Raw genomic sequence first — 18,245 nt, 5'->3', positions numbered from 1 at the left:
CACCATGCGCGCCCTCCCTGTCTGGCCCCTGGTGGCCGTGTGCCTGTCGTGTGCGTCGCGGTCGCAGGTCACGGCACCTGAAGCGCCCGCGCCCTTCGACGAGGCGCGCGCGGTGCACGTGCTGCAGCGGCTGGCGTACGGCCCCTCGGCGCGCGACCTGGCGGAGATGAAGCGGCTGGGCGTGGACGGGTGGGTGGACGCCCAGCTCCAGCCCGCGTCCGGTGCCGCGCTGCCGCCCGGGTTGAGCGCGAAGCTCCAGGCGTTCCCCACGTTGGGAATGTCCATGGAGCAGCTCGTGGAGGACTACCCCAGGCCACCGCCGGAGATGCCCCCCGAGGAGAAGCGCGAGCGGGGCCCTGCGCGCGTCGTCTTCGAGCGCTCCTCCGCGCGGGTGCTGCGCGCGGTGGAGAGTCCGCGCCAGTTGGAGGAGGTGCTGGTGGACTTCTGGTTCAACCACTTCAACGTCTCCGAGGACAAAGGCGTGGTGAAGTGGCTGGCCACGTCCTACGAGCGCGACGCCATCCGGCCGCATGTCTTCGGCACCTTCCGGGAGCTGCTGGGCGCGACGGCGCACCACCCGGCGATGCTCTTCTACCTGGACAACTGGCGCAGCACGCGTGAGGGGCTGAGCCAGGAGGAGCTGCGCCACCCGCGCCGCTTCCGCCGGCAGGCCGCGATGCTGGAGGACGCGGAGGACGAAGAAGACGCGAAGCCGAAGCTGGGGCTCAACGAGAACTACGCGCGCGAGCTGCTGGAGCTGCACACGCTGGGCGTGGACGGCGGCTACACGCAGGACGACGTGCGCGAGGTCGCGCGCTGCTTCACGGGCTGGAGCATCCGCAAGCCGCGAAAGGAGCCCGCGTTCGTCTTCCGCAAGGTGGCGCATGACGGCGACGCGAAGGTGGTGCTGGGGAAGGCGATTCCGGCGGGAGGCGGGGAGAAGGACGGGGAGCGGGTGCTGGACCTGCTGGCGAGCCATCCCGCGACCGCGCGTCACGTGGCGCTGAAGCTCGCGCGACGCTTCGTCGCGGATGAACCCTCTCCCGAGTTGGTGGACCGCGTGGCGAAGGTGTTCCTCGACACGCAGGGGGACCTGCGCGCGGTGTATCGGGCGTTGTTCCAGTCGCCGGAGTTCCAGTCGCCGCGGGCACGGGCCGCGAAGGTGAAGACGCCGTTCGAATACGTGGTGTCCGCGCTGCGAGCGACGAACGCACAGGTGGAGGTGACGCCTCGGCTGCTGCGCCACCTGGCCTTGATGGGAGAGCCGCTCTACCGGGCCCCCGCGCCCACGGGTTTCCCGGAGGTGGCGGAGCCCTGGGTGAACAGCGGAGCGCTGGTGGCGAGGCTCAACTTCGGCCTGGACCTGGTGGGAGGCCGGCTGCCCGGAGCGCGTGTGTCATTGGACGCGTTCGCGCCCAAGCAGGCGCCCACGGCGGTGGAGTGGGTGGAAGGCCTGGGACAGGCGCTGTTGGGAGCGAAGCCGTCGGAAGAGACAAAGGCCACCATCCTCGCGGCGCTGGCGGAGAAGCGTGAAGCCGCGAGCGCCGTGGACGAAGCGCCACCCGTGGATGTGCCGCTCATCGCGGGGCTGCTGCTCGGCTCGCCGGAGTTCCAGAAACAATGACCGCACGGCTCTCCCGAAGGTGGTTCCTTCAATCCCTGGGCATGACGGGCGCGGGCCTCGTGCTGGCGCCGTCCTTCCTGTCCCGCGCCTGGGCCTCGAGTCCAGGCGATGCGCCCGCCCGTCGCGCGCTCATCACGGTGTTCCTTCGCGGCGGCGCGGACGGCTTGTCGCTGGTGCCGCCCGTTGAAGACGACGCCTATCAGCGCGCAAGGCCCACGCTCGCGCTCAAGTTCGAGGGCGAGCACGCCGCGCCGAGGCTCACGGGCCCCTTCGGTCTCCATCCCGCGCTCGGTGCACTGATGCCCCTGTGGTCGGAAGGGAGGCTCGCGGTGCTCCCCGGAGTGGGGTTGCCCGTCGCGCCGCGCTCGCACTTCGACGCGCAGGACTTCCTGGAGTCCGGCACGCCGGGCCGCAAGTCCACCGCGGACGGCTGGCTCAACCGGGCGCTGTTGGACGCGAAGGACGACGCACCCCTGCGAGCCGTGGCGCTGCAACCCACGTTGCCCCGCGCGCTCTACGGCAACGCGGGGGCTCTCGCGCTGGGGCGGCTGGAGGACTTCCGGCTGCGCACCGGACGCCAGCATGGCGACGCGCGGCAGGGCTTCTCCGCGCTCTACGCCGGGGCGGTGGATCAGGCCCTGAAGGGCGCGGGCGCGGACGCCTTCGAGGCCATGTCGAAGCTGGATGGAGCCCGCCTCGCGAAGCTGCCTGCCTCGCCCGGCGTGACGTATCCGACGACGCCGCTGGCCCGCCGACTCCAGGACATCGCGCGACTCATCAAGGGCGACGTGGGGTTGGAGGTCGCCGCGACGGAGATGGGCGGCTGGGACACGCACGTCGCGCAGGGCGTCACCCAGGGCACGTTCGCGAAGCGGTGCGAGGAGCTGGGCAACGCGCTGACCGCGTTCGCGGCGGACCTGGGCCCGAAGCTCGACACGGTGACGGTGCTGGTGATGACGGAGTTCGGCCGCACGGTGAAGGAGAACGGCAATCAAGGCACGGACCACGGCGTGGGCGGCGTGATGTTCGCGCTGGGAGGCGGCGTGAAGGGCGGCGTGCACGGCCGCTTCGAATCCCTCACGGTGGACCGCCTCCAGGACGGACGGGACGTGCCCTCCTGGACCGACGTCCGAGCCCCCCTGTCCGAAGCCCTCCGGGCCTGCCGTCCTGGAGTGGCCCTGACGAAGGTGTTCCCCGGCTACAGCGAGGACCGAGTCCTAGGGATGTTCACCTGAGCGCCACCGGGTGACGCGCAAGCGGCCGAAGTCCGCCACGCTCCAAGCGCCGGCCCTCCATGTTGACCAGTCTCCCCGCCCGACTCGGACGCCCAAAACCTGTCCGACAGTCGGACAGGTTTCGCGGCACGGAGGGAGGAGCCCCTCTGGCCGTGCTCCTCAAACTTGTCGGACAGTCGGACAGGTTTCGCGAGCTGCTCCGCCACAGGTGTGCCCTCGCGGGGTTCTCACCTTCTCATCTGGCGGACAGAGCTCTCTCCGAGGTGTGCGGTCGTCGTGAAGCAGCAGCCGCCTCTTCAGCGCGCTCCACTTTCGCGGGCGCGAAGCACGCCTTCCTCAACGCCCCAGGCGCGAACGGTGACGTGGCGGCCGCAGCTCTTCAATGCCCAGGTGTCGCCCCGGAAGCGCGCGGTGTGATGGAGTGCCCGCGTGCAACGCCTCCGCCGCCTCCTCATGGCCTTCGTCCTCATCACCGGCATGCTGTACCTCGCGCTGTGCGCGCTTGCCTTCGCCGCGCAGCGGTCCCTCATCTACCCCGCGCCCCAAGCGGAGCCCTCGGCGCTGCGTGATCAGCCGGGCTTCGGCGTGGTGCCGCTGGCCACCGGCCTCAATGTGGACCGCTTCTACCTGCCCGCGCCTCCGGGCGCCCCCACCGTGGTGCACTTCCACGGCAACGGCGAACAGCTCCTGTGGCAGCAGGGATTGGGCCAGGCACTCGGGGACGCGGGGCTGGGCTTCCTCGCGGTGGAGTACCCGGGCTACGGCGCGTCGCCGGGCAGCCCTTCGGAGGCGGGCCTGTACGCGTCCGCGGAGGCCGCGCTCCAGTTCCTCCGCGAGCAGGGCGTGAAGCCGGAGGACATCGTGCTCAGCGGGCGCAGCCTGGGCACCGGCGTCGCCGTGGAGATGGCCCGGCGCGGATACGGTGCACGCATGGTGCTGGTGTCCCCCTACACGTCCATGGTCGCCATGGGCCAGCGGACCCTCCCGTTCCTGCCCGCGTCGCTGCTGATGCGTGACCGCTACCTGTCGCTCGACAAGGCCCCCCACATCCCCATCCCCGTCCTCATCATCCACGGCGAGCAGGACGAGGTGGTCCCCGTCGACATGGGCCGTACGCTGGGCCAGCGCTTCCCGCACGCCCGCGTGGTGACCGTGCCGGGCGCCGGCCACAACGACGTGCTGGAGCGGGACGGGCTGCAGGAGTTCGCGCGGCTGGCCACGTTCGCGCTCGACGGGACCTGAGCAGGGCGGCAGGACGCATGACGTCCTGCGTTGCGTTCCCTTGCGCCTACCAGCGATCGCCGGACTATGCTCCGTGTCATCAACGCGATGTTTCATCGCGTCCTCAAGCTCCCCCGAGGGATGGATGAGCATCGACCCGGCCCCCGCCGCGACCCTGTCCGAAGCGGCCCGTGAAATCGTCGAAGTGGGCCGCTTCCTGAGCGTGCGCAACTTCGTGCCCGCCACCAGCGGCAACTTCTCCCGCAGGCTGGATGCCCGCACCGCCGCCGTCACCCGCTCCGGCGTGGACAAGGGCGAGCTGGTGGAGGCGGACATCCTGGTCGCGGACATCCACGCGCCGCCGCCCAGGGGCTCGTCCGCGGAGACGCCCCTGCACCTGCAGCTCTACCGCGACCGGCCGGAGGCGCAGGCCGTGCTGCACACGCACTCCGTGGTGGCCGCGCTCCTGTCGAACCTGCGGCTTGCGGAAGGCGAGCTGGTGCTCCAGGACTTCGAACTGCTCAAGGCCCTGGGCGACACGCGCACGCACGAGGCCGCGGTGTCCATCCCCATCTTCCCCAACGACCAGGACATCCCCCGGCTCGCGGACAAGGTGACCGCGATGCTCCAGAAGCGCACGGACCTGGTCGCGTATCTCATCGCCGGCCACGGGCTGTACACCTGGGGCCGGAGCATGGCCGAGGCCCGCCGCCACGTGGTGGCGCTGGAACACCTGCTGACGTACGAACTCGAGAAGATGAAGGTGCGGCGATGAGCAAGCTGATTGTCTACCACGACCACCAGCCGGAGGCGCCGCTGGGCGTCTTCACCGAGCCCGAGGACATCCGCCGCGAGCTGAAGCCCGCGGGCGTGCGCTTCGAGCGCGTGGACGCGTCCGTGGACCTGCCGGACGGCGCGGGCCAGGAGGAGGTCCTCGCGGCCTACAAGCACATCGTGGACGCGGAGATGAAGGCCCACGGCTACAACACCGTGGACGTGGCGCGCATCAAGCCGGACGCCCCCAACGTGGAGGCCGCCCGCCAGAAGTTCCTCTCCGAGCACCAGCACACGGAGGACGAGTCCCGCATCATGGTGGAGGGCAGCGGCTGCTTCTACCTGCACGCGGGCGACAAGGTGTTCCAGGTGGAGTGCACGCGAGGCGACCTCATCAGCGTGCCGGAGGGCATGAAGCACTGGTTCGACATGGGCGAGAAGCCCCGCTTCGCCGCCATCCGCTTCTTCATCCGCCCGGACGGCTGGGTGGGCCACTTCACCGGCGAGACCATCGCCGAGCGCTTCCCGAAGTACGCGCCGTGAGTGCCCCCAAGGCGGTCGTCACGGACATCGAAGGCACCACCAGCTCCATCGCCTTCGTGAAGGACGTGCTCTTCCCCTTCGCCCGGAAGCACCTGGCGGAGTACGTCGCCACGCACGGCCAGCAGGCCACCGTGCGCCAGTGCCTGTCGGACGCCCGCACGCTCGCGGGCGAGCCCGGCCTGGACGAGGTGGGCACCGTCGCGCTGCTCCAGCGCTGGTTGAACGTGGACCGCAAGGCCACGCCGCTCAAGACGCTCCAGGGGCTCATCTGGGAGGAAGGCTACGCGCGCGGCGAAATCAAGGGCCACGTCCACGCGGACGCGGCCCGGGCCCTGCGCGAATGGCACGCGAAGGGGATGCGCCTGTATGTCTATTCCTCCGGCAGCATCGCCGCGCAGAAGCTGATCTTCGGCTACAGCGTGGAGGGGGACCTGACGCCGGTGTTCTCCGGCTACTTCGACACCACCACCGGCCCCAAGGTGGAGCCCGCGTCGTACACGAAGATTGCCCAGGCGCTGGAGCTGCCTCCCGGCGACATCCTGTTCCTCTCCGACAACACGGCGGAGCTGGACGCGGCGAAGCAGGCGGGCCTGCGCACCGCGGCCCTGGACCGGGGCGAGGTGGCCCTGCCGCCGGGCCACGGGCACCCGGTGTTCCACGACTTCGCGTCGCTCGACCCGTTCGCGCACGTGTCTTGAATTGATTCCTCTTCCAGGAGCAGAGTCCCTCCCCATGTCGAGTCCCAACAAGCCCGTGCTGGGCATCATCGGCGGCAGCGGCCTGTATCAGATTGACGGCCTGACGGATGTCTCGTGGCGCCGGGTGTCGTCGCCGTTCGGTGAGACGTCGGACGAGTTCTGCTTCGGGCGCATCGGCGACCAGCCGGTGGTGTTCCTGCCGCGCCACGGTCGCGGGCACAAGATTCCGCCGTCGGAGCTGAACTTCCGCGCGAACATCGACGCGCTCAAGCGCAGCGGCGTGACGGACATCCTCTCCGTCTCCGCGGTGGGCAGCCTGCGGGAGGATTTGCCGCCGGGCACCTTCGTGGTGGTGGACCAGTTCGTGGACCGCACCTTCGCGCGCGTGAAGAGCTTCTTCTCCCAGGGGCTGGTGGCGCACGTGTCCATGGCGAAGCCCACGTGCTCGCGCCTGGGCGACGCGGTGATGTCCGCGTGCGAGGGCCTGGACATCCAGGTCGTGCGCGGCGGCACGTACCTGGTGATGGAGGGCCCGCAGTTCTCCACGCTGGCGGAGAGCAAGCTGTACCGGCAGTGGGGCTGCGATGTGATTGGCATGACCAACATGCCGGAGGCCAAGCTCGCCCGGGAGGCGGAGATCTGCTACGCGAGCGTGTCGATGGTCACGGATTACGACTGCTGGCATCCGGACCACGACGCGGTGACGGTGGACCAGGTGGTCTCGGTGCTGCTGGGCAACGCGGGCAAGGCGCGCGGGCTGGTGAAGAACATCGCGCCGCTCGTGAGCCAGCACACGGCCCTGTGCAAGGCCGGCTGCCAGACGGCGCTGGAGCACGCCATCATGACGTCGCCCGACGCGCGCGACCCGGCCATGGTGGAGAAGCTCTCCGCGGTGGCGGGCCGCGTCCTCAAGCGCTGAACGCACGGAACAAGGAAGACACGGCGATGAAAGTCCAAGGCGTTCCGATGCGCTCCATCTGGGTCGAGTCCGACGGCTGGAGCGTCGGCGTCATCGACCAGACGCGCCTGCCGCACGCGTTCGTGAAGGTGAAGCTGTCCACGGCGGATGAAGCGGGCCACGCCATCCGCAGCATGCTGGTGCGCGGCGCGCCGCTCATCGGCGCCACGGCGGCGTATGGCGTGTGTCTGGCCATGCGGCAGGACGCGTCCGACGGCGCGCTGGAGAAGGCCCTCGCCATGCTCCGGGCCACGCGGCCCACGGCGGTGAACCTGCACTGGGCGCTGGACGGGATGCGCCAGGTGCTCGCGCCGCTGAAGCCGTCCGAGCGCGTGGCCGCGGCGTACCGGCACGCGGCGGCGCTGTGCGACGAGGACGTGGCCATCAACCGCGCCATCGGCGAGCACGCGCTGAAGCTGTTCCAGGAGGCATGGGACAAGAAGGGCCGCAAGGGGCGGCTCAACGTGCTCACGCACTGCAACGCCGGCTGGCTGGCCACGGTGGACTGGGGCACGGCGCTGGCGCCCATGTACCTGGCGCACGACGCGGGCCTGCCCCTGCACGTCTGGGTGGACGAAACCCGCCCGCGCAACCAGGGCGCGGTGCTGACGGCGTGGGAGCTGGGCCAGCACGGCGTCCCGCACACGGTCATCGCGGACAACGTCGGCGGCCACCTGATGCAGCACGGCGAGGTGGACCTGTGCATCGTCGGCACGGACCGCACGACGGCGCGCGGGGACGTGGCGAACAAGATCGGCACGTACCTGAAGGCCCTGGCCGCGAAGGACAACGGCGTGCCCTTCTACGTCGCGCTGCCGTCGCCCACCATCGACTGGACCATCCAGGACGGCGTGAAGGAGATCCCCATCGAGCAGCGCGACGGCGCGGAGCTCAGCGACGTGACGGGCCGGCTGCCGTCGGGGGACATCGCCACGGTGCGGATTACGCCTCCGGGGAGCCCCGCCGCGAACTACGCGTTCGACGTGACGCCCGCGCGGCTGGTGACGGCGCTCATCACGGAGCGCGGCGTGTGTCCGGCGACGGAGGAGGGGATGCTGTCGCTCTTCCCGGAGCGGCGCGCGCAGCGGAGCGCGGCGAAGTGAGCGGGGCGGGGGACCACCAGGACTTGCGCGAGGCGATGGTCGCCACCTCGCGGCGGATGAACACGTCCGGGCTGAACCAGGGCACCTCCGGCAACCTGAGCCAGCGCGTGGAGGGCGGCTTCCTCCTCACGCCGTCCGGGATGAACTACGAGACGATGACGCCGGAGGACCTGGTCCTCATGCGCTTCGACGGTTCGCACGAGGGCCACCGCAAGCCGTCCACCGAGTGGCAGCTTCACCGGGACATCCTCCAGGCGCGGCCGGAGGTGAACGCGGTGCTGCACGCGCACAGCATGTTCAGCACCACCCTGGCGTGCCTGCGCCGGGGCATCCCCGCCTTCCACTACATGGTGTCCGCCGCGGGCGGCACGGACATCCGGTGCGCGGAGTACGCCACCTTCGGCACGCCGGAGCTGGCGCGGCACATGATGGTGGCCCTGGAGGGCCGCAAGGCGTGCCTGCTGGCCAACCACGGTATGGTCGCCATGGGCGCGGACCTGGCGGCGGCCTGGAAGCTGGCGGTGGAGGTGGAGACGCTCGCGGCCATGTACTGGCGCGCGCTCCAGGTGGGCGAACCCGTGGTGCTGGACGACGCCGAAATGGAGCGCGTGTTCCAGCAATTCCGGGGGTATGGCCAGTAGGAAGTGCTCCGCGCACACGTTCCTGCATGATTCCCGGGGTCCCTGCCTCTAAGTCGGACAGGGGGGAGACGGATGGGTCACCCCCGGTCTCCAGGAGGAGTCGGCATGCGGTGGGTTCTCGGGTGCATGGTGATGATGGCACTGGGGTGTGCCTCGCTCATGCCGGCGGGGCGGGAGCCCTCGGACCCCCGGCTGGCGGAGGCGCTCCAGGCCTATGAGCGCTCCGCGACGCTCTACGAGGAGGGCCGCTACGCGGAGGCCGTGGCGCCCGGCGAGCACGCCCTGGCGCTGCGGGAGGCCGTGCTCGGGGGCTCGCATCCGGACGTGGCCTACTGCCTGAACCTGCTGGGCGAGGTGTACCGGCTCCAGGGGGACTTCGCGCGGGCGGGCGTCCTCCACGAGCGCGCGCTGGCCCTCCGGGAAGCGGTGGTGAACGACGACGCGGCGAGGTCCGTCACGGTGGCTTCGCTGCTCAGCTTCGCCGCCTCGCCCACCATGGAGACGGACCGTCAGGCCGGGGGCTTCTACGACCACGGGCACGCGTTGTCCCGGCGGACGAACAACCTGTTCAGCCTGGACAAGCGCCGCCGCATGGGGGCGTTCGCCAGCCAGGAGGTGACGCTCAGCGAGAACCAGTCCGCCTACGCCGAGTCGCTCAACAACCTGGCCAACCTCTACCAGCAGCAGGGGCTCTACAGCCGGGCGGAGCCGCTCTATTCGCGCGCGCTGGATTTGCGGGAGACGGTGCTCGGCAAGCACCACCTCACCGTGGCGGACTCGCTCAACAACCTGGCGCTGCTCTACCGGGAGCAGGGGCTGTATGGCCGGGCGGAGCCGCTCTACGTGCGGGCGCTCGCGCTGCGCGAGTCGGCGCTGGGCAAGGAGGATCCGCTGGTCGCGGACTCGCTCGACACGCTGGCCACGCTCTACCAGGACCAGGGGCAGTACGGCCGGGCGGAGCCGCTGGGCCTGCGCGCGCTCTCCATCCGGGAAGAGGCGCTGGGCAGGACGCATCCGCTGGTCGCGGACTCGCTCAACAACCTGGCCAATCTCTATCAGGACCAGGGGCTGTACGACCGCGCGGAGCCGCTCTACGCCAGGGCGCTGGCCATCCGGGAGGCGGCGACGGACGGCAGCCCCTCGGACCTGGCGGCCGCGCTCAACAACCTGGCCACCCTCTATCAGGCGCAGGGACGGTACGACCGCGCGGAGCCGCTCTACGCGAGGGCGCTGGCCCTCTGGGAGAAGGCGTTCGGCGGGCACCACCCGCACGTGGCGGCTTCGCTCAACAACCTGGCCACCCTGTACCGGAAGCAGGGGCGGTACACCCAGGCGGAGCCGCTCTACGCGAGGGCGCTGGCCCTCTGGGAGGAGGTGCTCGGCCGGAACCACCCGGACGTCGCCGGTTCGCTCAACAACCTGGCCAACCTCTACCGGGACCAGGGGAAGTACACCCAGGCGGAGCCGCTCTACATGCGGGCGCTGGCGATTCGCGAGGCCGTGCTGGGCCGGAACCACCCGGACCTCGCGGCGTCGCTCAACAACCTGGCGCTCCTGCGCCTGGCGCAGCGGCGCCTGGATGACGCGGTGCCCTTGTTCACGCGCGCGTTTGGAGTCTCCGAGCAGCGCCTGCGCCGCGAGGCGCTCGAGTTCTCCGAGGCGCGGCTGGCCAGCTTCCTCCAGCACCTGCGCGCGGACGAGGAGCAGCTCTACGCGCTCGTGCGCGCGCACCCGGACTCCGCGGCCGTGCGGCGTCTGGCCCTGAGCGCCGCGCTGCTGCTCAAGGGCCGCTCCGTGGAGGAGACTGCGGACATCTCCCGAGCGGTCTACCGGAGCCTGGGCGCGGAGGAGCGCGGCACCTTCGAGCGGCTGCGCAAGCTGCGCACCCAGTTGGCCAGCCTCTCGCTGCACGGGCCCGGCGCGCTCACGCCGTCCGCCTACCAGCGGCAGCTCACGGCGCTGACCGAGCAGGGGGATGCGTTGGAGACGACGCTCGCCAGCCGCTCCGCGCCGCTGCGCGCGTTGGCCGCGCTGCCCGCGCCCGGTGACATCGTCGACCGCGTCGCTGGCGCCCTGCCGGAGGATGGCGCGCTCGTGGAGTTCATCACCTACGAGGACCGTCCCCTCGTGCTGGGGACGGGCACGGCCCAGCTCCGCTGTCTGGCATTGGTGCTCCGGCCGGACGGGGACATCCGCGCGTTGGATTTGGGGCCCGCGGCGCCCATCGAGGCCGCGGCCTCCAGCCTGCGGGACGCGCTGGCCCGCCGTGACGCGGCCTTCGAGGACTCCGCCCACGCGCTGTACCGGCTCGCGTTCCAGCCGCTGCTCCCGCTGCTGGGCAAGGCCCGCCGCCTCTTCCTCTCACCGGACGGTCAGTTGGCGCTGGTGCCCTTCGCGGCGCTGCATGATGGGCGGCAGTACCTGGTGGACAGCTACGACTTCACCTACGTGACGTCCGGCAAGGACCTGCTGCCCCGGCCGCAGCAGCCAAGGCCCGCGTCCTCGGTGGTGGTGCTGGCGGATCCTGCCTTCAACACGGGGATGCAAGCCTCCGCGGGAGGCGCGCCCGTGGTGGCGGAGCGTTCGCCGTCGCTGCGCCGTGAGGACCTGGTGGCGCGCGACTGGGCGCCGGTGCCGCTGCCGGGCTCGCGCGAGGAGGCGGAGGCCATCCAGCGCCTGTTCCCGCAGGCGCAGTTGTTCCTGGGCCCGAAGGCGACGAAGGAGCGGCTGCTGCACCTGAGCACGCCGGGTATCCTCCACCTGGCGACCCACGGCTTCTTCCTGGAGGACGCCGCCGCGCCGGAGAACGCGCGAGCCGTCGCGACCTTCGGAGCGCTGGGCGAGGACCCGCAGGCCGCGCGCCCGCCGGATCCGCTGCTGCGCTCGGGCCTGCTGCTCGCGGGGGAGATGGAGGAGGCGAGCGCGTCCGACAGCGCGCTGGTGACGGCGCTGGAGCTGGCGGGGCTGGACCTGTGGGGCACGCAGTTGGTGGTCCTGTCCGCGTGTGACACGGGGCGCGGCGCGGTCCGGCGAGGGCAGGGCGTCTACGGTCTGCGCCGGGCCTTCCTGGTGGCGGGCGCGGAGACGGTGGTGATGAGCCTCTGGAAGGTGGACGACGCGACGACGCGCACGTTGATGGAGACCTACTATCGCCACCTGCTCGGAGGCGAGGGCCTGGCCACGGCGCTGCGAGAGGCGATGCGGGAGCTGCGAGTCGCGCAGCCCCATCCGCACTACTGGGCGCCGTTCATCGCCATGGGGCGGGACGCGCCGCTGCGATGGCTGGACGCGGACGCGCGGCGATAACCCGCGCTTCAGGCGCTGCGCAGCGTGAGCAGGGTGACCTCGGGCGGGACGCCGATGCGGAAGGGGAGCCAGTGCCCCGTGCCGCCGGAGACGTAGAGGTGGCTGTCCTTGAAGCGGTAGCGGCCCAGCATGTGCTTGAAGGCGAAGCCGAACAGCGGCACTCCCAGGAAGGCCACCTGTCCGCCGTGCGTGTGGCCTGAGAGCGTGAGGCGGGCGCCGCGCTCGGCGGCGTAGGGGAAGAAGTCCGGGTGGTGGGAGAGGCAGAGCACCACGTCGTCCGGGTTCCCGTCCTTGAAGGACGTCTCCGCGGAGCGCTGCCAGCGCCGGTCGCGCCCGGTGCGGCTGGCGCCGGACATGGGGAAGTCCACGCCCACCACGCGCACGCGCTGACCGCCATGCTCCAGCACATGGGCTTCATCCACGAGCAGCCGGACCGGCGCGCCGCGCTGTTCCAGTTGTGCGTAGCCGCCCAGGACTTCATCGAGCCCGCGCCAGTGCTCATGGTTGCCGAGCACCGCGAGCATGCCGTGGCGGGCCGTCGTGGAGGCGAGCGCGGCCATGGTCTCGTCGATTTGATTCACGTCATCGATGAGGTCACCGGTCATCACCTGGAGGTCCACGCCCGCGGTGTTCATCACCTCCACGGCGCCGCGCAGGTACTCGGGGGAGATGAAGGGGCCCACGTGCACGTCGGTGATCTGCCCGATGCGGAAGCCATCGAGCGCGGCGGGGAGGCCGCGCAGCTTCACCTCGACCTCGCGAACGGTGAAGCCCACGCTGCCGCCCACGACGCCCACGCCGCTGGCGCTGATGGCAAGGACGGGCATGGCCTGACCGGCCTTCACCAGGAGGTCCCGGCGCCCCAGGTCCACGCCCGGAGGCGCGGCCTGCTGACGGCGTTGAGCACGCAGCTTGAGGATGAGGAACGGCGGGCCCATCAGCATCACCAGCAGCGCGGCGATGCTCCACACCACGGCGAATAGCTTCACCGGCACGAGCAACGGAGGCGTGTGGTGCAGGCCGTAGCCGGTGACGGCGGGCACGGTCCAGGCCGCGAACGCGAAGCCAGAGAGCCCCAGCAGCACGCCATGGCGCCAGCCCCGGGTGACAGCGGGCAACAGCCTGCGCAGCACGAGGTACGCGCCCAGGTAGACGAACAGCAGGACCAACAGCCTTCCCATGGTGTGCGCGCTCTCGGGTGTGAGGAGCCCCGAGGATAACGGCTCCCCTGACAGCGCGCTGTGCCCTGAGACCGGGTTGCTCGCCTCCTGGGCTTCACGGAACTTAACGTGGAATAACGGGAAAATGAGACGAGACTCTGGAGCCGGCCTCCGTGTCGTGTGGCTGTGGCTGGTGTTGTCGCTGGGCTGTGCCTCCGCACCCGTGAGAACGGAGTGCGAGGCCCGCGACGAGGATCAGTGCCTCACGCACGTCTGTGAGGACGACGTCTGCGCGCTGTTCCGGTGCGAGGACCTGGCCTCGAAGCGCATCGTGCGGACGCGAGGCGCCATGCCGGTGGCGCCCGTCTTCGTGGCACCCGGCAGCGGGCCTCGGCGAACGTGGGGAAGCGCGCAGGGGCTGCCGCGAGACGCGGTGCCCGTCATGGTCTTCCGCTGGCACCGGCGGGAGAAGCTGCCCAGCGAGCTTCGCCGCGAGAAGGCCCAACAGGAGTGGGCGAAGCGGCCGAAGGAGCGGCACCACATCTTCCCTCAGGCGTTCAAGGGTGAATTCGAAATCAAGGGCATCGAGATTCACAAGTACGTGTTGATGATCGACGCGGAAGTACACGCACGCATCCATCGAGGCGAGCGTGGCGGGCCATGGAATCGGGACTGGCGCATCTTCATTGATCGGGTCGAAGAGGGTGTTCCCGTCTCCGCGTACTTTGAGCATGCCTCCTGGATGATCCAGAAGTATGAGCTCTTCGGTCTGCCCATGACGTACTGGCAGCAGATAGAGCTCTCACCCGTGCCCTTCGAGGACTGAGCCATGCGCTACTTCACGGTGGAGTGCTTTGAATTCGATGAGCCAGGACAGTGGAGCGGGCAGTACCGGGCGAGCCATCGGTGGCGCCTGGCTGGGGTTGACTGTCCTCGGGAAGGCGTCTGGTCAGGGAAGGGTGCGTACCCGACCGTGGACCTGTCGGCAGTGGATGATCCGGTCCTGGCCAACCCCAAGGGCCCCACATCCTTGGAGGAGTACAACAGGCTGGTTGCTCTGGTGCGTCCCTTCGTTCCTCCTGAACTCCCCGTCCGTGCAGGTGTTTCGTTCGGGCCCATGGTCGGAACCGCTCAAGGCCGGTTCGGCCCGGTCACTTGCTATCCACCGTGGGAGCTGGTCCTCCGGGAGGACGCGGTCGAACTGCTCAAGGCCGAAGGGCTGCAGGGCATCATCGCGGTCCGAATGGAACTCCGGTCCCGCCGGAGCACCATGCCCGCGCTCTATGAAGTGGAGGCGCGGCCCCTGGCGAAGCTGCACCCTGACTGCATCGGCGAATTCAAGACGCCCGCATGTGACGTCTGCGGCAGGCCCGAGTCGTTCCGCCTGCCGCCGAAACGCTGGCTGCTGCGCTCCTCCATCCCAGAAGGGCTCGACGTCTTCGGCATCCAAGGGGCCAGCCCGCGCGTCGTCAGCGAGCGCTTCGTCGAAACCGTGCAGCGGCTGGGTCCCAGCGACGTGCACTACCGCGAACTGCCCGCCGAGTAGTCACATCCCTCCGCCCGGGCTCGCGAGCCGCAGGTGCGAGTGCAGCGTCTCCGCTCTCAGGTACAGGAACTGCGCGTCCCCGAAGGCCAGCGCGTCCCCGTCCGCGAGCATCCGCTCCTCGCCCTCGCCCAGCTCCGCCGCGTTCAGCCAGGTGCCGTTCATGGACTTCAGGTCCTGCACCGAACACGTCCCCTGCGCCGAGTGCCAGCGCAGCACCGCGTGCTGCTTCGACACGGACGGGTCATGCACCATCAATGCGCACCCCTCCGTCCGCCCCACCCGCAGCTCCTGCCCGTCCCGCTCCGGCCCCAGGAAGTGGACCTCCAGCGAATCGAACGCCTGGAGCATCACCAGCAGCCGGTCCACCAGCCGGGAGCGGTGCGCCATCCCCACCGTGCGCGCCTCCGCCAGCCGCAGCGCCACCTGCTGGAACACCGGCTCCGGCGGCTGCTGGATCAGCACCACCGGTCCGGAGGCTTGCAGGAACGCCTGGACGGGCGCGTAGGCGAACGGGCGGAGCTGTTGGACGGAAGGCATCACGCCGTCACGTTACCCCCAGCCCCGCTCGTGCGCGAGCCACGGACTCCCAGTGTCAGATGCCCGGCGGTCCTTCCAGCCACTTCAGGACGCGACCGGCGCCTTCATCAGGTGGTCGCCGTAGTCCTCCCGCAGCTTCATCTTCAGGAACTTCCCCGTCGACGTGCGCGGAATCTGCGTCACGAAGAGGATGTCATCCGGCAGCCACCACTTCGCGAACTGCTTCTCCAGGTGCGCCGTCAGCTCCGCCTTCGTCGCCTGCTGCCCCGGCTTGAACACCACCGCCGCCAGCGGGCGCTCGTCCCACTTGGGGTGCCGCCCCGCGAACACCGCCGCCTCCAGCACGGACGGGTGTGCCATCAGCGCGTTCTCCAGCGCCACGGAGCTGATCCACTCGCCGCCGGACTTGATGACGTCCTTGCTGCGGTCGGTGATGTGCAGGTAGCCCGCCGGGTCGATGGTCACCACGTCGCCCGTCTTGAACCACCCGTCCTTCGTGAACCGATCCTGGCCCTCGTCCCCGTAGTACGACGCCGCCACCATGGGCCCGCGCACCTCCAGCTCGCCCATGGCCTTGCCGTCCCAGGGAAGCACCTCCCCCGTGTCGCTCACGTGGCGCGTCTCCACGAACGGCACGGAGTAGCCCTGCGACGCGTACGCCTCCAACTGCGTCTCCGGCGACGCCGTGTGCAGGTCCCCCTTGAGCCGCGCGAGCGTGCCCACCGGGTTCATCTCCGTCATGCCCCACGCGTGCAGCACGTTCTGCCCGTGGCGCTTGCGGAACCCGTCAATCAGGGCCGGCGGCGCCGCGGAGCCGCCAATCACCATGTGCCGCATCCGGCCCAGGTCCCACTTGCCCGGCTCGCGGTCCAACTGCGCCAGGATGCCCAGCCAGATGGTGGGCACGCCGCCCGCCACCGTGACCTTCTCGTTCTGCATCAGCTCCAGCAGCGACTGGGGGTCCAGGTGCGGCCCCGGCAGCACCTGCTTCGCGCCCGTGAGCAACGCGTCGAACGGCAGGCCCCACGCCGCCGCGTGGAACATGGGCACCACCGCCAGCACCGTGTCGGACTCCCTCAGCCCCAGCACCTCCGGCATGCAGCACACCAGCGTGTGCAGCACGATGGAGCGGTGGCTGAAGAGCACGCCCTTCGGGTTGCCCGTCGTGCCGGACGTGTAGCAGAGCATCGCCGCGCTGTTCTCATCCAGGCGCGGGAACTCGAACGTGCGCGACTCCGCCGCGAGCAGCTTCTCGTAGTCCAGCCGCCCCTCCGGCACCGGCCCGTCATCCGGGATGACGATGACGTGCTTGAGGCTCCCGGCGGCCTTCTCGAACTTCTCCACCAGCGGCAAGAGCGAGCGGTCCACCACGATGACCGTGTCCTCCGCGTGGCGCGCGATGTAGCCCAGGTCGTTGGGGTGCAGCCGCAGGTTGAGCGTGTGCATCACCGCGCCCATCGCCGGCACGCCGAAGTACACCTCCAGGTGCTGGTGGTGGTTCCAGCTCAGCGACGCCACGCGGTCCCCGGGCTTCACCCCCAGCCGCGTGAGCGCGTTCGCCAACTGGCAGACGCGCTGGTGGAAGTCCGCGTACGTGTAGCGGTGCAGGGACTTGTCCGGCTTGCGGCTGACGATTTCCTGCGCGGCGTAATAGGAGCGCGCCCGCTCCAGGAAGTGCGTCAGGGTGAGCGGGAAGTCCATCATGCGACCGGGGAGCATCGACACCATCCCTTCGGGAGAGGGGGAAGGGCCAGATGCTACCGGATGCACGGCGCCATGCCCTCCACTCCTGGTGGGGGCAGGCATGGCGCATCACGTCAATGTCAGCCGAAGAAAACCTGCGCGACCTCGAAGAACTCCCGGGGCACGCGCTTGAGCTCGCGGGTGGCCTCCGCCAGGTGCTCGCTGACGATTTCGTTGCCGCGCAGGGCGGCCATCTTGCCGAACTCGCCCCGGGCCACCATGTCGCACGCATGCACGCCGAACCGGGTGGCGAGCACGCGGTCGTGCGCCGTGGGGGCGCCGCCGCGCTGGATGTGGCCCAGCACGGAGACGCGCGTCTCGAAGCCGGTGCGCCGTTCAATCTCCGCCGCGACGATGTTGCCCACGCCGCCCAGGCGCGGACGGCCCGCTTCGTCCAGGGCGCCCGTCGTGACGAGCTGCTCGGTCTGCTCCGCGGACATCTTGATGCGCGTGCCCTCCGCCACCACCACGATGGAGAAGGTGCGCCCGCCCGCGTGCCGGCGCTGGAGGTGCTGCGCCACGGCCTCCAGGTCCGCGGGGATCTCCGGGACCAGGATGACGTCCGCGCCGCCCGCGATGCCCGCGTAGGTGGCGATCCACCCGACGTGCCGGCCCATCACCTCGCAGACGATGACGCGCTTGTGCGACTCCGCGGTGGAGTGCAGCCGGTCCACGGCCTCCGTCGCGATGGCGACCGCGGTGTCGAAGCCGAAGGTGAAGTCCGTGCCGTTGAGGTCGTTGTCGATGGTCTTCGGCACGCCGACGATGCGCAGGCCCTCCTGGGACATGCGCGTGGCGGCGGACAGGGTGCCCTCGCCGCCAATGGCGATGACCGCGTGGATGCCGTTGCGTTCAATGGCGCGCTTCACGCGCTCCAGGCCGTTCTCCACCTTGAACGGGTTGACGCGCGAGGTGCCCAGGATGGTGCCACCCCGGTGGAGGATGCCGGAGGTGGTCTCCCGCGTGAGGCGGAAGTGGTTGTCATCCAGCAGGCCCTTCCATCCATCCCGCAGGCCCATCATCTCGAAGCCGTGCTCGCTGGCACGGCGGACGATGGCGCGGATGACCGCATTGAGGCCGGGGCAATCACCCCCGCCGGTGAGCACGGCGACTTTCATGGGTCCGGTTCTAGCCCGACCCGGCCTCCGCGCGTGAG

Annotated in this window: 16 protein-coding genes; 12 read left to right on the top strand and 4 right to left on the bottom strand. The window is 70.2% G+C overall.

The genetic code is table 11. From position 1 onward, the window contains the following. Positions 1-4 precede the first annotated feature (4 nt). The 10 genes from K8612_RS25515 to K8612_RS25470 all read left to right on the top strand — a co-directional run bounded on the left by K8612_RS25515 (position 5) and on the right by K8612_RS25470 (position 12,103). Entirely contained in the window at positions 5-1,624 is a 1,620-nt protein-coding gene (locus K8612_RS25515) for a DUF1800 domain-containing protein (RefSeq protein WP_223764205.1), read from the top strand. Continuing rightward, complete coding sequence (locus tag K8612_RS25510) at positions 1,621-2,859, top strand: DUF1501 domain-containing protein (RefSeq protein ID WP_223764204.1); 1,239 nt, start codon at positions 1,621-1,623, stop codon at positions 2,857-2,859. The genes K8612_RS25515 and K8612_RS25510 overlap by 4 nt, the downstream gene beginning before the upstream one ends. Before the next feature lie 429 nt (positions 2,860-3,288). Then, positions 3,289-4,101, top strand: a complete 813-nt coding sequence (locus K8612_RS25505; protein ID WP_223764203.1) for an alpha/beta hydrolase — start codon at positions 3,289-3,291, stop codon at positions 4,099-4,101. A gap of 124 nt (positions 4,102-4,225) precedes the next feature. Continuing rightward, complete coding sequence (locus K8612_RS25500; protein ID WP_223738827.1) at positions 4,226-4,855, top strand: methylthioribulose 1-phosphate dehydratase; 630 nt, start codon at positions 4,226-4,228, stop codon at positions 4,853-4,855. Beyond that, complete coding sequence (locus K8612_RS25495) at positions 4,852-5,397, top strand: acireductone dioxygenase (RefSeq protein ID WP_223738828.1); 546 nt, start codon at positions 4,852-4,854, stop codon at positions 5,395-5,397. The genes K8612_RS25500 and K8612_RS25495 overlap by 4 nt, the downstream gene beginning before the upstream one ends. Continuing rightward, positions 5,394-6,095, top strand: coding sequence for an acireductone synthase (mtnC, locus tag K8612_RS25490; protein ID WP_223764202.1), 702 nt, complete (start codon positions 5,394-5,396; stop codon positions 6,093-6,095). The genes K8612_RS25495 and mtnC overlap by 4 nt, the downstream gene beginning before the upstream one ends. Positions 6,096-6,129: 34 nt before the next feature. Beyond that, positions 6,130-7,014 carry an S-methyl-5'-thioadenosine phosphorylase gene (locus K8612_RS25485; protein ID WP_223764201.1) on the top strand — a complete coding sequence of 295 codons (885 nt, stop codon included), beginning with the start codon at positions 6,130-6,132 and terminating at the stop codon, positions 7,012-7,014. A gap of 26 nt (positions 7,015-7,040) precedes the next feature. Continuing rightward, the gene (gene mtnA, locus K8612_RS25480; RefSeq protein ID WP_223764200.1) at positions 7,041-8,156 is read left to right on the top strand and encodes an S-methyl-5-thioribose-1-phosphate isomerase; all 1,116 of its coding nucleotides are present in this window, start codon (positions 7,041-7,043) and stop codon (positions 8,154-8,156) included. Continuing rightward, positions 8,153-8,797, top strand: coding sequence for a class II aldolase/adducin family protein (locus tag K8612_RS25475; RefSeq protein WP_223738832.1), 645 nt, complete (start codon positions 8,153-8,155; stop codon positions 8,795-8,797). The genes mtnA and K8612_RS25475 overlap by 4 nt, the downstream gene beginning before the upstream one ends. 105 nt (positions 8,798-8,902) lie before the next feature. Continuing rightward, complete coding sequence (locus tag K8612_RS25470; RefSeq protein WP_223764199.1) at positions 8,903-12,103, top strand: tetratricopeptide repeat protein; 3,201 nt, start codon at positions 8,903-8,905, stop codon at positions 12,101-12,103. A gap of 8 nt (positions 12,104-12,111) precedes the next feature. On the opposite strand, the gene K8612_RS25465 is transcribed toward K8612_RS25470, so the two are convergent. After that, positions 12,112-13,284 (bottom strand): metallophosphoesterase, encoded by a 1,173-nt coding sequence (locus K8612_RS25465; RefSeq protein ID WP_223764198.1) that lies wholly within the window; start codon positions 13,282-13,284, stop codon positions 12,112-12,114. Positions 13,285-13,408: 124 nt separating this feature from the next. Here K8612_RS25465 and K8612_RS25460 point away from each other — a divergent pair, with 124 nt between their 5' ends. Together K8612_RS25460 and K8612_RS25455 are read left to right on the top strand one after the other, a co-directional pair. Then, a complete protein-coding gene (locus K8612_RS25460) occupies positions 13,409-14,089 on the top strand; it encodes a TIGR02269 family lipoprotein (protein WP_223764197.1) in 681 nt (226 codons plus the stop codon). 3 nt (positions 14,090-14,092) lie between these two features. Beyond that, a complete protein-coding gene (locus tag K8612_RS25455) occupies positions 14,093-14,809 on the top strand; it encodes a double-CXXCG motif protein (RefSeq protein ID WP_223764196.1) in 717 nt (238 codons plus the stop codon). Here K8612_RS25455 and K8612_RS25450 read toward each other — a convergent pair whose 3' ends face one another. From K8612_RS25450 to K8612_RS25440, 3 genes are all read right to left on the bottom strand, one after another. Then, positions 14,810-15,346: an FHA domain-containing protein gene (locus tag K8612_RS25450; RefSeq protein WP_223738836.1), complete on the bottom strand. Its 537-nt coding sequence runs from the start codon at positions 15,344-15,346 to the stop codon at positions 14,810-14,812. A gap of 84 nt (positions 15,347-15,430) precedes the next feature. Next, entirely contained in the window at positions 15,431-17,065 is a 1,635-nt protein-coding gene (locus K8612_RS25445; protein WP_223764195.1) for a long-chain fatty acid--CoA ligase, read from the bottom strand. 104 nt (positions 17,066-17,169) lie between these two features. Then, positions 17,170-18,207: a 6-phosphofructokinase gene (locus K8612_RS25440; protein WP_223738838.1), complete on the bottom strand. Its 1,038-nt coding sequence runs from the start codon at positions 18,205-18,207 to the stop codon at positions 17,170-17,172. Positions 18,208-18,245: the final 38 nt, after the last annotated feature.

Source organism: Corallococcus sp. AS-1-6, assembly GCF_020037015.1.
Lineage (GTDB): Bacteria > Myxococcota > Myxococcia > Myxococcales > Myxococcaceae > Corallococcus.
Note: the sequence above shows the minus strand (reverse complement) of the source record. Positions and strands in the feature narration are given on the sequence as shown.

Bases quoted from the DNA above. Each gene is read 5' to 3' on its own strand.
- K8612_RS25455 (WP_223764196.1), top strand. From the start codon at position 14,093: ATGCGCTACTTCACGGTGGAGTGCTTTGAATTCGATGAGCCAGGACAG.
- K8612_RS25440 (WP_223738838.1), bottom strand. From the start codon at position 18,207: ATGAAAGTCGCCGTGCTCACCGGCGGGGGTGATTGCCCCGGCCTCAAT.
- K8612_RS25445 (WP_223764195.1), bottom strand. From the start codon at position 17,065: ATGCTCCCCGGTCGCATGATGGACTTCCCGCTCACCCTGACGCACTTC.
- K8612_RS25450 (WP_223738836.1), bottom strand. From the start codon at position 15,346: ATGCCTTCCGTCCAACAGCTCCGCCCGTTCGCCTACGCGCCCGTCCAG.
- K8612_RS25495 (WP_223738828.1), top strand. From the start codon at position 4,852: ATGAGCAAGCTGATTGTCTACCACGACCACCAGCCGGAGGCGCCGCTG.
- K8612_RS25510 (WP_223764204.1), top strand. From the start codon at position 1,621: ATGACCGCACGGCTCTCCCGAAGGTGGTTCCTTCAATCCCTGGGCATG.
- K8612_RS25470 (WP_223764199.1), top strand. From the start codon at position 8,903: ATGCGGTGGGTTCTCGGGTGCATGGTGATGATGGCACTGGGGTGTGCC.
- K8612_RS25460 (WP_223764197.1), top strand. From the start codon at position 13,409: ATGAGACGAGACTCTGGAGCCGGCCTCCGTGTCGTGTGGCTGTGGCTG.
- K8612_RS25485 (WP_223764201.1), top strand. From the start codon at position 6,130: ATGTCGAGTCCCAACAAGCCCGTGCTGGGCATCATCGGCGGCAGCGGC.
- mtnA (WP_223764200.1), top strand. From the start codon at position 7,041: ATGAAAGTCCAAGGCGTTCCGATGCGCTCCATCTGGGTCGAGTCCGAC.
- K8612_RS25515 (WP_223764205.1), top strand. From the start codon at position 5: ATGCGCGCCCTCCCTGTCTGGCCCCTGGTGGCCGTGTGCCTGTCGTGT.
- K8612_RS25465 (WP_223764198.1), bottom strand. From the start codon at position 13,284: ATGGGAAGGCTGTTGGTCCTGCTGTTCGTCTACCTGGGCGCGTACCTC.
- K8612_RS25500 (WP_223738827.1), top strand. From the start codon at position 4,226: ATGAGCATCGACCCGGCCCCCGCCGCGACCCTGTCCGAAGCGGCCCGT.